This window comes from uncultured Cedecea sp., from assembly GCF_947498825.1.
In the GTDB taxonomy this organism is placed as follows: Bacteria; Pseudomonadota; Gammaproteobacteria; order Enterobacterales; family Enterobacteriaceae; genus JGM124.
The window spans coordinates 496,845-511,722 of record NZ_CANMLV010000001.1 but is presented as its reverse complement, the minus strand read 5'-3'; the positions used below and the strand labels follow the sequence as shown (position 1 = coordinate 511,722).

At 46.9% G+C, this 14,878-nt stretch carries 16 protein-coding genes and 2 tRNA genes; 10 read left to right on the top strand and 8 right to left on the bottom strand.

Annotation, left to right across the window (positions count from 1 at the left end):
• Positions 1–217 precede the first annotated feature (217 nt).
• Positions 218–832 (top strand): TfoX/Sxy family DNA transformation protein, encoded by a 615-nt coding sequence (locus tag Q1A40_RS02510; protein WP_299997315.1) that lies wholly within the window; start codon positions 218–220, stop codon positions 830–832.
• On the opposite strand, the gene yccS is transcribed toward Q1A40_RS02510, so the two are convergent.
• Together yccS and Q1A40_RS02500 are read right to left on the bottom strand one after the other, a co-directional pair.
• The gene (gene yccS / locus Q1A40_RS02505; RefSeq protein WP_299997895.1) at positions 829–2,964 is read right to left on the bottom strand and encodes a YccS family putative transporter; all 2,136 of its coding nucleotides are present in this window, start codon (positions 2,962–2,964) and stop codon (positions 829–831) included. The two genes, Q1A40_RS02510 and yccS, sit on opposite strands and share 4 nt — an antisense overlap.
• A 15-nt stretch (positions 2,965–2,979) precedes the next feature.
• Positions 2,980–3,426: a YccF domain-containing protein gene (locus Q1A40_RS02500; protein WP_299997312.1), complete on the bottom strand. Its 447-nt coding sequence runs from the start codon at positions 3,424–3,426 to the stop codon at positions 2,980–2,982.
• Positions 3,427–3,610: 184 nt separating this feature from the next.
• On the opposite strand from Q1A40_RS02500, the gene helD reads away from it, so the two are divergent.
• Entirely contained in the window at positions 3,611–5,665 is a 2,055-nt protein-coding gene (gene helD / locus Q1A40_RS02495; protein ID WP_299997309.1) for a DNA helicase IV, read from the top strand.
• 3 nt (positions 5,666–5,668) lie between these two features.
• Here helD and mgsA read toward each other — a convergent pair whose 3' ends face one another.
• Complete coding sequence (gene mgsA, locus Q1A40_RS02490; RefSeq protein WP_299997306.1) at positions 5,669–6,124, bottom strand: methylglyoxal synthase; 456 nt, start codon at positions 6,122–6,124, stop codon at positions 5,669–5,671.
• A 181-nt stretch (positions 6,125–6,305) separates the two neighbouring features.
• Here mgsA and Q1A40_RS02485 point away from each other — a divergent pair, with 181 nt between their 5' ends.
• Positions 6,306–6,719 (top strand): CoA-binding protein, encoded by a 414-nt coding sequence (locus tag Q1A40_RS02485; RefSeq protein WP_299997892.1) that lies wholly within the window; start codon positions 6,306–6,308, stop codon positions 6,717–6,719.
• Between the two features lie 93 nt (positions 6,720–6,812).
• On the opposite strand, the gene hspQ is transcribed toward Q1A40_RS02485, so the two are convergent.
• The gene (hspQ, locus tag Q1A40_RS02480) at positions 6,813–7,130 is read right to left on the bottom strand and encodes a heat shock protein HspQ (RefSeq protein ID WP_299997303.1); all 318 of its coding nucleotides are present in this window, start codon (positions 7,128–7,130) and stop codon (positions 6,813–6,815) included.
• A gap of 59 nt (positions 7,131–7,189) precedes the next feature.
• A complete protein-coding gene (rlmI, locus tag Q1A40_RS02475; RefSeq protein WP_299997300.1) occupies positions 7,190–8,401 on the bottom strand; it encodes a 23S rRNA (cytosine(1962)-C(5))-methyltransferase RlmI in 1,212 nt (403 codons plus the stop codon).
• A 158-nt stretch (positions 8,402–8,559) separates the two neighbouring features.
• On the opposite strand from rlmI, the gene yccX reads away from it, so the two are divergent.
• Positions 8,560–8,850, top strand: a complete 291-nt coding sequence (gene yccX / locus Q1A40_RS02470) for an acylphosphatase (RefSeq protein ID WP_299997297.1) — start codon at positions 8,560–8,562, stop codon at positions 8,848–8,850.
• On the opposite strand, the gene tusE is transcribed toward yccX, so the two are convergent.
• Both tusE and yccA read right to left on the bottom strand, forming a co-directional pair.
• Positions 8,847–9,176 carry a sulfurtransferase TusE gene (tusE, locus tag Q1A40_RS02465; RefSeq protein ID WP_299997294.1) on the bottom strand — a complete coding sequence of 110 codons (330 nt, stop codon included), beginning with the start codon at positions 9,174–9,176 and terminating at the stop codon, positions 8,847–8,849. The genes yccX and tusE overlap by 4 nt on opposite strands.
• 137 nt (positions 9,177–9,313) lie before the next feature.
• On the bottom strand, positions 9,314–9,973 hold the full coding sequence (gene yccA / locus Q1A40_RS02460) for an FtsH protease modulator YccA (protein ID WP_299997291.1): 660 nt from the start codon (positions 9,971–9,973) through the stop codon (positions 9,314–9,316).
• 450 nt (positions 9,974–10,423) lie between these two features.
• On the opposite strand from yccA, the gene Q1A40_RS02455 reads away from it, so the two are divergent.
• The 4 genes from Q1A40_RS02455 (at position 10,424) to Q1A40_RS02440 (ending at position 11,503) form a co-directional block, all read left to right on the top strand.
• Positions 10,424–10,511, top strand: a tRNA-Ser gene (locus tag Q1A40_RS02455).
• 51 nt (positions 10,512–10,562) lie between these two features.
• Positions 10,563–10,650 (top strand) — tRNA-Ser (locus Q1A40_RS02450).
• Between the two features lie 284 nt (positions 10,651–10,934).
• Complete coding sequence (locus Q1A40_RS23150) at positions 10,935–11,063, top strand: hypothetical protein (RefSeq protein ID WP_367275723.1); 129 nt, start codon at positions 10,935–10,937, stop codon at positions 11,061–11,063.
• 281 nt (positions 11,064–11,344) lie between these two features.
• Positions 11,345–11,503: a hypothetical protein gene (locus Q1A40_RS02440; RefSeq protein ID WP_299997288.1), complete on the top strand. Its 159-nt coding sequence runs from the start codon at positions 11,345–11,347 to the stop codon at positions 11,501–11,503.
• Between the two features lie 355 nt (positions 11,504–11,858).
• On the opposite strand, the gene Q1A40_RS02435 is transcribed toward Q1A40_RS02440, so the two are convergent.
• Positions 11,859–12,032: a YhfL family protein gene (locus tag Q1A40_RS02435; protein WP_299997286.1), complete on the bottom strand. Its 174-nt coding sequence runs from the start codon at positions 12,030–12,032 to the stop codon at positions 11,859–11,861.
• Between the two features lie 833 nt (positions 12,033–12,865).
• On the opposite strand from Q1A40_RS02435, the gene Q1A40_RS02430 reads away from it, so the two are divergent.
• Both Q1A40_RS02430 and Q1A40_RS02425 read left to right on the top strand, forming a co-directional pair.
• Positions 12,866–13,873 (top strand): 3-oxoacyl-[acyl-carrier-protein] synthase III C-terminal domain-containing protein, encoded by a 1,008-nt coding sequence (locus tag Q1A40_RS02430; protein ID WP_299997283.1) that lies wholly within the window; start codon positions 12,866–12,868, stop codon positions 13,871–13,873.
• Complete coding sequence (locus Q1A40_RS02425; protein ID WP_299997281.1) at positions 13,870–14,877, top strand: NAD(P)-dependent oxidoreductase; 1,008 nt, start codon at positions 13,870–13,872, stop codon at positions 14,875–14,877. The genes Q1A40_RS02430 and Q1A40_RS02425 overlap by 4 nt, the downstream gene beginning before the upstream one ends.
• The last annotated feature ends 1 nt before the right edge of the window (position 14,878 follow it).

The window sequence follows — 14,878 nt, the reverse complement described above, 5'->3', positions numbered from 1 at the left end:
CACTGTATGAATATACAGTAATACCGGAGAGTGCAAAGATCAACCAAAATTTCGGCGTGCTTCTCAATTCTTTTATCCAAATCGACTCAATATAAAAATCTCGCTGCCGGGAGGGGCTGCGTTACTGATTTTTTGTTGGAAGCACAGGTTATTTTTTGCTATTAGTGTGAAGGGTAGAATCAGGATTGTTTTACTCATTGATACATAAGGAGAATTAATGAAAGAGCTAACGTATGTGAAAATCCGTGAGTCCCAGGAAAGTCTCTCAACGTTGGGGGATATTGGCTATCGACCATTGTTTGGCGGTTACAGTCTTTTTGTTGACGGTGTGATTTTTGCGATGGTTTCTGGTGGCGATCTTTACCTGCGTGCGTGCGAACAATGTTCTGATTATTTTACAAAAAAATCAGCACCAGCTTTACAATATTTTAAACGTGGGGTTCCCATTCAACTTAATTACTATCGGGTTGATGATGAGCTTTGGCAGGATACCAATCAGCTTATTAAACTCTCTTCCAGCGCTTTAAAAAGTGCCCGACAGGAAAAATTGCAACGTAATTCGCTTAGTCGCCTGAAGGATTTGCCGAATATCAGTTTGAATCTGGAAATAATGCTACGTGAAGCTGGAATTAATGATTCTGAAACACTTAAGTCTTTTGGTGCCAAACGTTCATGGATCAAGTTAAAAAATAATAAAAAGGCTGTTGGAGTAAAGGTCTTACTGGCGCTTGCAGGGGCGATCAGTGGCGTTCATGAAGCTGTATTACCGTCCAGTGTTCGTCTGGAATTGATGGACTGGTGGCGTCGCTATGAGCAACGCCACTCTAGTTAGTCTGATAACTGAGAAACTTGTTGCTGCAGACGAGATATTTCCGGTAACAGAGTCACTAACAGTCCTATTTGCTGTAGCACAAGTGGCTCCTTTGTTTCTGGACGTACATCGAGCTGTGATACGCGAGCGGTGATATTATTCAGCATGATTTGCAAGCGTTCATCGTTGATTGACAGATGATGAAGCGCATCATCAACATAGCAAACAGCATCATCCAGCAGGTGCAAAATTGCCTCGTTAGTCAGTTGCTCGCGATGTGCACCCAAAGCTGAAATATAACTGCTCAGAGAGTGATTCAGACACAATAAACGAAATGCTATCTCACGTAGCTCCGGAGACACGTGAGGTTCGCTTGCTATATTGGAAACGACTGACGCCAGCTCCGCTCCTTTATTATAGGCATCTCTTCTGGCAATACGATATTCAAGGCGGTTATCCCGGCCTTGATGGTATTGCTCAAGGATGGCATCAAGATAGCGGCAGTTGGCGTCCAGTGTTCGCTTAATAACCAAAGGTAGACGGCGGAAACGCCAGTCTGGCCAGATAAAACTGACCGCCGCCCAGGCAATTCCACAGCCCAGAATAGTATCGAATACCCGTGGTAAAGCCACTTCAAATCCCTCGCCCAGCAGATTAAAGCAGAGCAAGACCAGCAGAGTAATAAACATCGTGGCATGGGCATATTGAACATGGCGAAAAGAGAAGAAAAGTACGCCAGTAATGACTATCAAGAGTAACTGCCCCTCGAGTGAGGGGACAAAAAATAATACCGGTATGCCTATCGCGACCCCCAGTAGAGTTCCAATAATACGTAATGCCAGTCGGTGGCGGGTCGCACTGTAATTAGGCTGACAGACAAATAAGCTGGTCAGTAGGATCCAGTAACCGTGCTGCATCCCCGTGAATTGAATAAATGCATAACCGAGACAAAGCACCAACGACATACGTACAGCATGACGAAACAGTGCTGATTCTGGCGTAAAGTTCCGTGACAAGCGCAGCCAAGTGTCACCTAATCCAGTCAGCCTGTCGTCGGAGAGCCGGTTTTCCTTATCATTTCGGGGATTCTCAAATGCTTGTTCGGATTCGATCGTGGCCAGCTGAGCATCAATGGCTCGAAGATTAGTCAGTAAGAATCCCAGCGCTTTGAGTTCGGGCGAACCACTGTCGGTTGCTCTAATTTTATCTAACGCGGCATCGAGATGACTGAACACTCTCTCGAAGCCCGTATCGTGCTGATAAGGCGTGCTCAGCAGTATTGAGCGGGATAGCTGCTGGCAAGCCTGAGACTGCAGGGTTAGCAGGCGTTGAAAACGGAACATGATATCGGTATAGCGAAACTTATCGCGCAATTTTTGATATTGAACATGAGATGAACTGGCACGTTCATGAATATCCTGGGCGACAAAATAATAATGAAGTGTCCGACGCGTTCCTTTTTGCCCACGATAGCCACGCAGACGAGTCAGTAGCGATATTTTTGTTTGTTCAAGGGTCGTCACAAGTTGACGATTGGCCAGCGCAAGTTCGAAGACCGGGGTTTGGCTCTCTTGTTCTATATCGGGATCAAACAGTGCGGCTTTAATTTCCAGGTAATGGGCCAAATTGTCATAACAGCGTGCCAGATTGTCCTGCAGTGGACGAACAGGAAAAATCAAATGCCCGGCAAGCGTCAGAACATTGTACCAGATAGCACCAGCCAGCAATAAAACAGGTTGTTGATACCAGTGTGTATAAAGCGAGGTTCCCAGCATGGTATAGATAGCAATCAGCAGAGCACCAAAAGCAATAGTGGCATAGCGCTGGCCTAATCCTCCCAGCAGAATGAATCCGCTGGTAGAGATAAGTAGTCCCAAAGCAAAGAACCAGGGATAAGGAAATAGCAACTCAACAGAGGCTGAGGCAATAAAAAAACAAACCAGAGTAATGACTAAATTACGCAGACGTCCAGTGAGTCTGTCGTCCACATCGGCGAGCGCGGCAGCGACGACACCGAGTGTCAAAGGAATGGTTAGGCGAACATCACCTAACCACCAAGGAAGAACTGCGGTACCCGTGAGGGCAATAAAAATTCGCAGGTTATAAAGCCAGGCACTGCTCCATGTGTAACGCTGTAATAGCGGAGTCATAATCAGCACAAAAAAACCTTAGTAAAATCGATTCCGGGCGTTAGCAATACGTGCAGCCTGAGCAACTTCGACAGGGACGACACGGCGTCCGACAGGCCAGAGAGCAATGGCGGCGATTTTAAAATTTGCCAGGCCAACAGGAATACCTATCAGAGAGATACACTGTGTGATACCGACGCAAATATGCATAATACACAGCCACCAGCCAAACAGAACGAACCACACAATATTCAGTACGGTACCCCCCGTATTGGCTATAGCACTTTTATCTTCCGGATACAGCTCATCGACATGAATGGCTTCGTTACCGTAAGGAACAAACGACAATTTCGTAATTTCCCAGCAGGAACGTGTCAGCGGTAAGGTTATGATCAGCAGCATGCTGATCAGCGTGGCAAATAACCAGCCTAGTGTTGTTGCAAAACCACCCAATACAAAATTCAATACATTAAGAATCGTACGCATAATTCCTCCCTGTTGGTATAACCTGACACGTCATACTTTAAGCTGCCGATACGTGCAGGACTATGACTTGAATTATTAATGATATAAAAAACACAATAATATTAGCGCGTTTTACCCTGGAGCGTTACCTCATCAGTGGTTAAACTGACTCAGTACCCCCCCATTATTCAGGATAAGACAAATCATGGAACTTAGAGCAACCTCCCTGGGTAAACATTTAGCACAGCACCCATATAATCGGGTGAAATTGTTACCCGCGGGAGTTGAAGTTAAAGGCGATAGTCATGAATATCTAATACCTTTCAATCAGTTAGTTAAAATAAACTGTAAGCGAGGTTTAGTCTGGGGGGAGCTGGAATTTGTCCTGCCAGATAACAAGGTCGTGCGTTTGCATGGTACTGAATGGCAGGAAACACGTCGATTTTTTACTCATCTCAATCATATCTGGCAAAGCTGGAGTGAAGAGATGAGTCATGTCGCCGCCGATGTTCTTAGTAAACAACAGGATAATATACAGCGGCTGAACAGCCAGGAGAAATGGCTTAAACGTCGGGAGTTGCTGGCATTACAGCAGGAAGTTCGTCAGACATTTGCAGCCATGCCGCTCCCTATTGTTCGTCTGACTGAGTTTGCTTGTTGCCGTGAGGCCTTAAGTCTCTGTCAGCAACTCCTTGATCAAGGCGATGCGTTTCGTCAGCAATGCAATGAGACTTACACTCGTCAGATGCGTGAGCAGTATGCGGCATTTTTTGAGCATATAGAAAGCGCGCCGCTAAATCCGGCCCAGGCGCAAGCGGTCGTAAACGACGAAGATTCACTGCTGGTGCTTGCGGGGGCAGGAAGCGGTAAAACATCCGTTTTGGTTGCCCGGGTTGGCTGGTTATTACAGCAAGCCGAAGTCGCGCAAGAGCAGATCCTCATGCTGGCATTCGGGCGTAAGGCCGCTTTGGAAATGGAACAGCGACTGGCCGACAGACTCAATACGGACTCTCTGAGCGTAAAAACCTTTCATGCACTCGCTTTACATATTATTTCTGAGGGAAGTAAAAAAGTACCGCAAGTCAGTGAGCTTGAAGGGGATACTGCCGCGCGTCAGCAACTGTTAATAGACTGCTGGCAGCAGCAGTGCCGTGAAAAAAAAGCGATGGCAAAAGGCTGGCGTCAGTGGTTGGAGGATGAGTTAAATTGGTCCGTTCCGGAAGGGGAGTACTGGCAGGATAAAAAGTTAATCACTCGTCTGGCAGGAAAACTGGATAGCTGGTTATCACTGATTCGGATGCAAGGGGGGTCTCAAGCCGAAATGATCGCCACTGCCAGCGAGGAATTAAAGCCGCGTTTTACCCGTGGTATTAAGTTGATGGCCCCCTTACTCAAATGCTGGAAAACGACGCTGCGAAATGCCGGTGAAATTGATTTTTCGGGATTAATTCATCAGGCTCAAAATATTCTGGATAAGGGGCGATTTGTCAGCCCGTGGAAACATATTCTGGTGGACGAATTTCAGGATATCTCTCCGCAACGAGCAGCATTACTGAGTGCATTACGTAAGCAAAATAGTCATACCTCGCTGTATGCTGTAGGAGATGACTGGCAGGCTATCTATCGATTTGCCGGCGCGCAAACTGCACTGACTAGCGAGTTTGTTCAGCATTTTAATGCAGCTGAGACCTGTATGCTGGATACCACCTACCGCTTTAATAGCCGTATTGGTGAGATTGCTAATCAGTGGGTACAACAGAACCCCTGGCAACAAAAGAAAGCACTCAATAGCCTGGTCAAGGGAGATAAACAATCTGTCAATCTGTTGGTGGACGATAAGCTTGAAAGCCTGCTCGACAAGTTAAGTGGTTATGCTTTACCTGAACAGCGCATTTTGATTCTTGCGCGTTATCGATATTTATATCCTGACTGTCTGAATAATGCGGCGACGCGCTGGCCAAAACTCAATATCGACTTTATGACTATCCATGCCAGTAAAGGACAGGAAGCTGATTACGTGATTGTTCTCGGCTTACAAGCAGGAAAAGAGGGATTCCCTGCCGAGGCGAGAGAGTCCGTTTTTGAGCAAGTATTATTACCTCAACCTGAAGATTTTCCCGATGCAGAAGAACGTCGTTTACTTTATGTCGCTTTAACCCGGGCACGCCAGCGTGTTTGGTTATTATTCAATAAACAACAACCTTCCTCATTTGTTGAGGGATTAAAACGACTTGGCGTGCCGGTACTTAATCGCCCTTGAAACTTACAGACGGTCCGTCAGATAACGCTGATAGTCCGGGATCTGAATTTCAACCGGGCGATTAAACCCAGGCGAATGAATAATAAAGTCAGCTGTCGACAGGTTAGTGGCAACCGGGATATTCCAGACGGTTGCCAGACGCAGTAACGCCTTAACGTCAGGATCATGAGGAACCGCATTCAGTGGGTCCCAGAGGAAAATCAGGACATCAATTTTACCTTCAGCGATCATGGCTCCAACCTGTTGGTCGCCACCCATCGGGCCGCTCATCATTGCATTGACCTCCAGACCCGATGCTCGTTGAATTAAGTTGCCGGTCGTGCCAGTGGCATACAAGGTATGATTTTCAAGAACTGATTTATGACGCTCTACCCAAGCCAATAACGCACTTTTACAGTGATCATGGGCAACCAAGGCAACATGTTTTTTTTCTGAAAGGGTACGGGTGGTCAGATGCATGATTTTTTCCTGATTGATTTGAATATTAGATAGATTACTGGAAGAGATTGATGCTGCAAGAGAAAGAAATTAAAAAAGCGCCCTGAAGTGTATGATATACACTAAATGATTCGAGTGGCCTGTAGAGACTGAGCGAAGCTTAACCAATAGACGGTGTATTTTGCCATTTCAAGGAGGCATGATGAGTAACTTGAGTATTGAAGAGATCCTGCGCACGACACGCACCATTGCTTTGGTGGGAGCCAGTGAGAAAACGAATCGTCCTTCTTATGAGGTTATGAACTATTTACTCCAGCAGGGATACGAGGTGATCCCCGTGTCACCCAAACTTGCCGGGCAGACCTTATTAGGGCAACAGGTCTATGCGACTCTTGCCGACATTCCGCAGCAAGTCGATATGGTTGATGTTTTCCGTAACTCAGAGGCGGCTTTGGGTGTGGCACAAGAGGCGATTGCGATTAAGTCGAAAACACTGTGGCTGCAAATTGGTGTGATTAATGAACAGGCAGCGCAGCTGGCTAAAGAGGCGGGGCTGAATGTGGTTATGGACCATTGCCCGGCAATAGAAATACCGCGTCTGGGGCTGGCTAAATAGCGTCATTATATGTTGTGCGCAGACGTTATTTGCACTGAATGATGCAGAGATTCAGGCTCGTTGACCTGAATCTCTTATTCCTGGAGGAGATTTTCAGTTACGCAGACATGGAGTTTGTAACCTCTTGCGTATTGAGGCTGCCAGTTCATCAAGTGATGTTTGCTCTGGATGTTCCTGCTCACCTTCACCGCTCAGCTGCGCTTCGGCGAGATAAGTATGCACGGTCATCCCGTCATCGTTCTCCATTACAACATGATACCAGGGGGTGTTTCGCAGCGAGCTATTGATTGCCAGATAATCTTCGTGGGTCTCACTCAGCCCGTACTCTGGGTCAATATCGACCACCACACCTAAATAGCCCAGTAAAGCATGCCTGACTTGCTGACCAATCCCAAATTTAGCGGCAATCATTTTCACCTCCAGAAACATCATATTGTTATAGATGTATGGCATCCTTTCCATTTTTCAAGTCAAATGACGCGACAAGCAAATCCTTTCAGATACAATCCTTCGGGATAACTTGCAATGACCGGATGGTCGGCAGCCTGACGAAACTGTTCAATAAACTGCAATTCCCGGCCGGCATCCAGCGCAGCATCAGCAACGATTTTTTGGAATAAGTCTGTTGTCATTAATCCTGAGCACGAGAAGGTCATTAAAATGCCTCCCGGATTCAGAAGCTGACATGCCAGCATATTGATATCTTTATATCCACGGCATGCGCCGGACAACTGATTTTTATTTTCAACAAATTTCGGTGGATCCATGATGATGACATCGAATTTTTCGCCGCTATCGCGATACTTACGCAACAATTTGAAGACATCATCGCGCAGAAACTCGGCTTTGCTGAGGTCAAGCTGGTTAAGCTCGACATTTTGTTTGGCGATATCCAGTGCTTCTTGTGAAGTATCGACGCTGACAACTTCGCGACAGTCACCCATTAACGCCGAGACAGCAAATCCACCGGTATAAGAAAAACAGTTCAGTACGCGTTTATTTTTGACATAGCCACGGGTGGCAAAACGACTATCACGCTGATCAAGATAGTAGCCTGTTTTATGCCCCTGCTGGATATCAACCAGTAGTTTCATACCATGCTCTTCTATCGCGAGCAGAGCGGGCGGTAGTTCGCCGCTAATGGTGCCTTGTGTCAGTGGCAGTCCCTCTTTTTTGCGCACTGCGACGTCAGACCTTTCATAAACAGAACAGTCCGGATACAGTTTTTGCAGTGCTGCAACCAACTGTGGACGCTGATAGTCTGCACCAGCAGAAAGCAATTGTAATACCAGAAAATGAGAAAAACGGTCGATAGTGATGCCGGGCAGGCCATCTGACTCACCGGCGATGAGACGATAGCTGTCTAAACCATCGCGCGCAGCAAGCCAGTCACGCCACTGTTGTGCTTGTTCCAGGCGACGGATAAAGAATTCTGTATCGATTATCTCGTTACGGTCAAAACTCCAGACTCGCGCACAAATTTGTGAGGCGGGGGAATAAGCTGCCCGGGCAAGCCATTTCCCATGGGCATCAACAATATCAATGGTTTCACCCAGATTGACGTTACCTTCTATACGGGCGACTGCACCTGAGAAGACCCAGGGATGACGACGCAACAATGATTTTTCGCGTCCTTTGGCTAGCACTAAACGGGGATAATGATTAACAGTCGACTCAGTCATGCAAAGAAACCTCTGACAAACAGGGATGCGAGCTGGATTATAAACCAGCCTGATGCTATTAAAATAAAATGGCGCGTAGGTTAACACACCTACCCAAGGCAATCATTAAACAGCGCGGGATAACATCTATCGCCGGTGAATCGAGTGGAGGCAATGTCATGACAGGATCTCAACCGCAATGTGTTAAATATCGAGTATATGGCAGAGTACAGGGCGTAGGATTTCGTTACAGTGTCTGGCGGGAGGCACAGCAACTGGCGTTAACAGGTTATGCACGCAATCTGGATGATGGCAGTGTGGAAGTCCTCGCTTGTGGCTCTCCAGACCAGCTTGAAAAGTTGCTTAACTGGCTGAATGCCGGAGGACCACGGGGAGCACGAGTTGATAATGTTTTTTCAGCCGCTCACCAACCCGAAGAGCGCTGGACTGAGTTTAAGGTTCGCTATTAAATACACTTCACCGGTTTGGGTAAACCGGCAATTTTGGTTGCCTGTTTTGCCGGACCTTTTGGAAACAGGCGATAGAGGTAACGGCTATTGCCTTTTTCTTCACCAAACTTACTGGCCATAGCTTTAACCAGCATACGAATAGCCGGAGAGGTATTAAACTCCAGATAAAAGTTACGCACAAAATGCACCACTTCCCAGTGCTCAGCTGCAAGGACTATCCCTTCCTGGGTAGCAATCGCTTCAGCTAAAGCTTCGCTCCATTGCTGGCTGTGCTTCAGATAACCATCGGCGTCGGTGGCAATTTCCTGCCCTTCAAAAATCAGCATAATGACTCGTTATTTTTATGAGAACGCCAGCAGTGTAACAAATTTCAGGCGCCATAAAAAACTGCACCTTACTCAGTTGCCTGCGGCAACCTTTAGGGTGCAGTCTGATCACGCTTATCAGCAAATGCTGCTAGTGATTAATCCTTGCTGGCGAATCCGAGAAGACTCAACAGGCTGATGAAAATATTGTAAATAGAGACATACAGGCTCACGGTTGCGCGCACATAGTTAGTCTCTCCACCACGAATGATGTTGCTGGTTTCATACAAAATGGCACCAGAAGATATCAGAATAAAGACTGAACTAATGGCCAGATGCAACGCTGTCAGCTGTAAGAAGATATTGGCCACCATAGCGACCAGAACCACAACCACACCTGCCATCAGCATACCACCGAGGAAGGACATGTCTTTGCGGGTCGTCAGGACATAAGCTGAGCAACCAACGAAGACCAGTGCGGTACCGGCCAGCGCCATTCCGATGACATCGCCCATTCCTGCGGACAGATAGCTATTCAGAATAGGACCAAGGATATACCCCAGGAAACCGGTAAAGGCGAAGGTGGCAATCAGGCCTGATGGTTTGTCTGCCAGACGGTAGGTCAGAAACATCAGACCATACATACCGACCAGAGTCAGAATCAGTCCCGGTGAAGGTAATTGTAATAAGGTGCTGGCGGTCGCAACCAGGGCTGAGAATGCCAGAGTCAGACTAAGTAGAAAATAGGTATTACGCAGAACCTTGTGCGTACTCAACAATGACGTGCGGTCATTCGAGGAGGTAATAATGCGATCCATTGTTAAACTCTCTCTTTTGCAGGTGTTTTATAGTAGATGAGCATAATGCCCTGCTTTATTGCAAAAAAGCCTTTTTACCCATCTTTACCTGTTGTGGCTCTCAAATCATCCTCAGATAAAATCTCAGGGTAGTTTTTTGAAAAATATATCTTTATTGGTAAGCCTGATAAGTAAAATGAAGTGATGATTGACTGAATTCTGCCAGACAGAGAAAGAAGGCGATGCCAAACTTTGCTAAAAGCTATTTTTATCCGTTTTTAACGTTGTCTGAACATAATAATCGCTATCGGAATAATATAAGAAAGGGCGCATGGCGAAGATGAGATGTGTTGTAAACCTCACCACATTGTTGCACTTTCAACCAAACAACACAAAAACGGCTAAATTTAAGGCGATTAGATAAAATGGTGCTTTACATGAGGAATCGCTATGTTTATAGTTCGCCTCGTTGGAAGTGTGGCCGAGCGGTTGAAGGCACCGGTCTTGAAAACCGGCGACCCGAAAGGGTTCTAGAGTTCGAATCTCTACGCTTCCGCCAACATTTAAGCAGTGGCTGAAAAGCGACTGTTATGCAGTAAAAAAGTATTATGGAAGTGTGGCCGAGTGGTTGAAGGCACCGGTCTTGAAAACCGGCGACCCGAAAGGGTTCTAGAGTTCGAATCTCTACGCTTCCGCCAAACATAAACCCCAAGTTAGTTAATAACTTGGGGTTTTTTGTTGTGCGCCGAGCATGGCGCGTAGTGCCTTGATGGGCGCTGTCTGTTTGGTAGCAGAGGACTTGAAGGTGAAAGTCCTCTACACACCCGGCAAGGGAAGTGTTAGCTGAACGGCAAGAGTGTTCACTGCGAGGTGAAATCTGAAGGAAGCCGAAAGCAAATGCGGGTCTGACGAACAGAATTCGTGAGAGCAGCTTAGTGGTGCTGAAATCGACACGGCGGTCAGTGGGCGAACGAAAGTGGAAGTGCCGCTGACAATCGACACGGTGACAGACAGATTCATTCAACAGGCGATAGCGCAGAAACTGAGCCCTGTCGTCGATCCGACCTTCTCAAACTCCAGTTATGGCTTCCGTCCGGGACGTAACGCATGAAAGGCGGTGCGTCAGACACAAGCCTACATGCACAGCGGTAAACACCGGGTGGTCGACATGGTTCTGGAGAAGTTCTTCGACAGAATAGATCACGATATATTATTTTCGTTGAAATCAGTAACCATGCTGCTTTCAGCATTCTGAGTGTTAAAAATCCAGTCATCAAACCAACGTAAATCTGTCCGATGCTGCCACGTGATCTATAGACTTAAAACCATATGGTTACGTTCTTAACGTACGTTTCCGTTCCATTAGGCTTTAAACCCCGAAGATAAACGGGCATGAATAAAAGCGAAAAACAGAAAAAAGATGATACCGCTGCCCTGCTGGGGGCATTGGCCCGACTGAATGAGCTGCCACGGGATAATACGATATGGTCAGATTCGGAAATCAGAGGTCAGGAACTGCTGAACAGCAAAAAGCCCGACAGTAACACCTGACTGAGTAGCAATGTGAAGGCTCAACCAGATTTGCTATACAGAGAAGGAAGAGAAGGATAAGCGCAACGAAGAGCTCAAACATGCCTGTTGCTGATCGAGTCAAAATTGCCGGCGACACCTGAACCGGTTATGCAGTCAGCAGTCAAGAAATATGGGGATTCTGTAAAAATAGAGGTTTAAGACGGTTTTCCGTTTTAAACCTCTATTATGATAAGAAATTGCTGAACTGAATCGGATGCTTTTCGATTAAAGCTATACTTCATTGCAGAGCATACCCTATCAGAAAATCGTGCATCACGACCGGGTAAATATCTATTTGTACAGCAAATTACCAGATATAAACTACTCGAATATCTTATTTAACGTCAGCTACAGGGCCACAGCCACCGATAACTTTAGAAATAGAGATCGATGGATGTAGAAGATAATCATAGCTGCAATTTTTTTTCTGGTTTTCGATACGACCAGTACATGCAGTTAGAGTCGCGAGAACAGAACCTACTACGATAATTTTTAATAATTTAGACATTTTTATCTCTGATTTATATGGGTTTTTTAGGATTTTGATTACAAAACTACAAAATTATTTTACATCAGTTTACCCTTCAAAACAATCCCATATTAATAGCGTGGCTTATATTTACCGGTACCTCCTGCTCATATTTTTGTTTCATGAGTAAGAAAATGGTGATTATTCTTAATAGTCTAGGCTGTAACCCTTGAAACCAATCTTTTTCCTTCTGAGGTTGTCTTTCCGCCAGTAGCTCACGTTCCTTCTATCTTTCCCTCTCCTGATAGTGTAGCGGTCAAGAAAAACCGGCCACAGATGGCAGGACAGACAGGGTTGACGGTGATATCCATTTTTATCTGCCTTCGGGTACACCGTTTTATGAGCAGGTAGTCAATGCAGGATCACCCGATACGGGTAATCTGAATAAGGTTCACACTAGCACTGCACCGCTGTTTGTCAGCATGACCTTTGAAAACGGGAGCTGCACGATGGATGCGACCAGTGATTTTGTCTATGACACGGTGGGCGATCCCCTGGTGGAGTGATTCCGTCTCCTACTCGATTTCCACATTTACCCATTTTTATTGATGAATCCCCGGCAGGTCGCTGAGTTTTGTTCCCTCAGATTTATGGTCAGCAAAGTACATCCACTCGCTACAAATGGTGGCAGCACCCCGCGACATTCTGAAGCTGAAACTCGTCATCAGGAAGGATTTCAGGCTGGAGGAGAGATGTTCTCTCCAGGGATTATCCTGAATGATAAATGGCATCACCAAACGAATAGACAACCTAAGGGGGGGAAAAATAGAATACTCATCATGGCTATTCTAACCAAGGTTCTCTTTCCGCCTATGTCGACTCCTTTTCATTCGCATTCTTCGCAGGCTTTGAGCATCATAGCCACTGGTACCGCATTGCCCCCGGGCAAGGTGGAGTCCGCGACACTCGATAAAAAATTGGGTAAAGCAGCGGGGTATGTAGAACAGCGTTCAGGTATTGAATACCGTTTTCACGCCAGCCATAGCGCGAGCCAGGCTGATTTGGCTGCCGCTGCTCTGCATAATGCGCTGGAACGTCATGCTATTGATCCAGACTCCATTGATCTCTTGATTTCAGCCTCGGCTATCTCCTATCAGGCTCTTCCCTGTACCGCAGTCCATATCCTGAAATCGGCAGGCCTGGCGCCGGGTACTGCAGGTTTTGACATTAACAGCAGTTGCGTGAGCTTTATTTCTGCTCTACAAGTGGCGACCGGACTCCTGAATTCCGGTAGTTATCAGCGCATTGCTATTGTCAGCGCGGATATCGCCTCACGCGGGATAGACTGGAACCATGAAGAGTCGTCTTTGATTTTTGGAGACGGTGCGGCTTGTGCCATCGTTGAACGCGGGGATGGGCGTAGCCGGGTGTTGGGTAGCTTGGTTGAAATGTATCCCTCCGGCAGTGAACTTTGTGAAATTCGTGCGGGAGGAACTCGCTGTAATCCTCGGGCTGGCATGAACGATCAAGATTTCTTATTTCATATGCAGGCTAAAGCCTTATTCCGCCATGCCTCCTCGATTATTGAGGAATATTTTCAACGTTTGCTCGCGCAATGTCAGCTAACGCTCCAGGATATTGCTACCGTTGTTCCTCATCAGGCCAGCCACTTAGCGTTGGAACATATACGCAAACGCCTTCATGTGCCGAATGAGATCCTGGTTGATATTTATCGTTATCACGGCAATCAGGTGGCGGCATCACTGCCTTTTGCCTTGCATGAAGCGATGATTACCGGGCGTGTTAATCCCGGAAAACCTGTGATGCTGATGGGGACTGCTGCAGGACTGACGCTCGCGGGTATGGTGATCCTGCCATGAAAATTCTGGTGACTGGCGCAACCAGTGGATTAGGGCGTAATGCGACACAATGGTTACTGGAGCAAGGACATAACGTTGTTGCAACAGGACGTGACCCTCTGGCAGGTGCAGAACTACAGGCGATCGGCGCGACCTTTATTTCCCTGGATTTAACTCAGTGTTCAGATGATACCTTTCTGTCGCTGGTCGCTGGTTGCGATGCCGTCTGGCATTGTGCGGCTAAGTCCTCTCCCTGGGGAACGGCAGAGGACTTTTTCCAGACCAATGTGGTGGTGACCGAGAAACTTGCCAGGGTTGCCGGACGTGAAGGCGTCAGACGCTTTATTCATATCTCTTCTCCGGCGGTTTATTTTGACTTCCGGCATCATCATAATTTGCCAGAAACCTACCGCGCCAGGCGTTTTTCAAACCATTATGCTTACAGTAAGTATGCGGCTGAGCAGGTGCTGCTGCAGCCCATCGAACTCTATCCTGATACCCAGTATATTATTTTGCGACCACGTGGGTTATTTGGCCCACATGATCGGGTGATTATTCCGCGGTTGTTAGCGAATATTCGCGGTAAAAATAATGTACTGCGCTTGCCGGGCGGGGGCAGGGCGCAGCTTGACTTAACCTTCGTTCTGAATGTCGTGCATGCCATGTCACTGGCAACCACGCAGCAGCATCTGCCTTCTGGCGCGATATATAACATCACTAATCAGCAGCCGCAGCGGCTGGCTGAGATGGTTGAAGCTATTTTGAATCAGCAACTCGGTTATGGTGTCAGGTTGCAATCGGTGCCTTATCGATTGTTATCTATGGTTGCCGCGGGGATGGAGTTGGCAGCGAAAATAACCGATAAAGAGCCCATGCTTACTCGCTATAGTGTAGGTGCGGTCTATTTTGATATGACCCTCGATTCGCAACGAGCGATTAATGAGCTGGGTTATCGTCCGCTTTATTCGCTCGAAGAGAGTATCGTGCGTACCGGAGACTGGTTACGTACCTCAGTCAGGGAGTAAG

Coding starts and splice junctions, on each gene's coding strand:
- Q1A40_RS02440 (WP_299997288.1), top strand. CDS start 11,345: ATGAATAAAAGCGAAAAACAGAAAAAAGATGATACCGCTGCCCTGCTG.
- rlmI (WP_299997300.1), bottom strand. CDS start 8,401: ATGACTGAGTCGACTGTTAATCATTATCCCCGTTTAGTGCTAGCCAAA.
- hspQ (WP_299997303.1), bottom strand. CDS start 7,130: ATGATTGCCGCTAAATTTGGGATTGGTCAGCAAGTCAGGCATGCTTTA.
- mgsA (WP_299997306.1), bottom strand. CDS start 6,124: ATGCATCTGACCACCCGTACCCTTTCAGAAAAAAAACATGTTGCCTTG.
- tusE (WP_299997294.1), bottom strand. CDS start 9,176: ATGCTGATTTTTGAAGGGCAGGAAATTGCCACCGACGCCGATGGTTAT.
- Q1A40_RS02500 (WP_299997312.1), bottom strand. CDS start 3,426: ATGCGTACGATTCTTAATGTATTGAATTTTGTATTGGGTGGTTTTGCA.
- Q1A40_RS02485 (WP_299997892.1), top strand. CDS start 6,306: ATGAGTAACTTGAGTATTGAAGAGATCCTGCGCACGACACGCACCATT.
- Q1A40_RS02425 (WP_299997281.1), top strand. CDS start 13,870: ATGAAAATTCTGGTGACTGGCGCAACCAGTGGATTAGGGCGTAATGCG.
- Q1A40_RS02510 (WP_299997315.1), top strand. CDS start 218: ATGAAAGAGCTAACGTATGTGAAAATCCGTGAGTCCCAGGAAAGTCTC.
- yccX (WP_299997297.1), top strand. CDS start 8,560: ATGACAGGATCTCAACCGCAATGTGTTAAATATCGAGTATATGGCAGA.
- Q1A40_RS02430 (WP_299997283.1), top strand. CDS start 12,866: ATGTCGACTCCTTTTCATTCGCATTCTTCGCAGGCTTTGAGCATCATA.
- yccA (WP_299997291.1), bottom strand. CDS start 9,973: ATGGATCGCATTATTACCTCCTCGAATGACCGCACGTCATTGTTGAGT.
- helD (WP_299997309.1), top strand. CDS start 3,611: ATGGAACTTAGAGCAACCTCCCTGGGTAAACATTTAGCACAGCACCCA.
- Q1A40_RS02435 (WP_299997286.1), bottom strand. CDS start 12,032: ATGTCTAAATTATTAAAAATTATCGTAGTAGGTTCTGTTCTCGCGACT.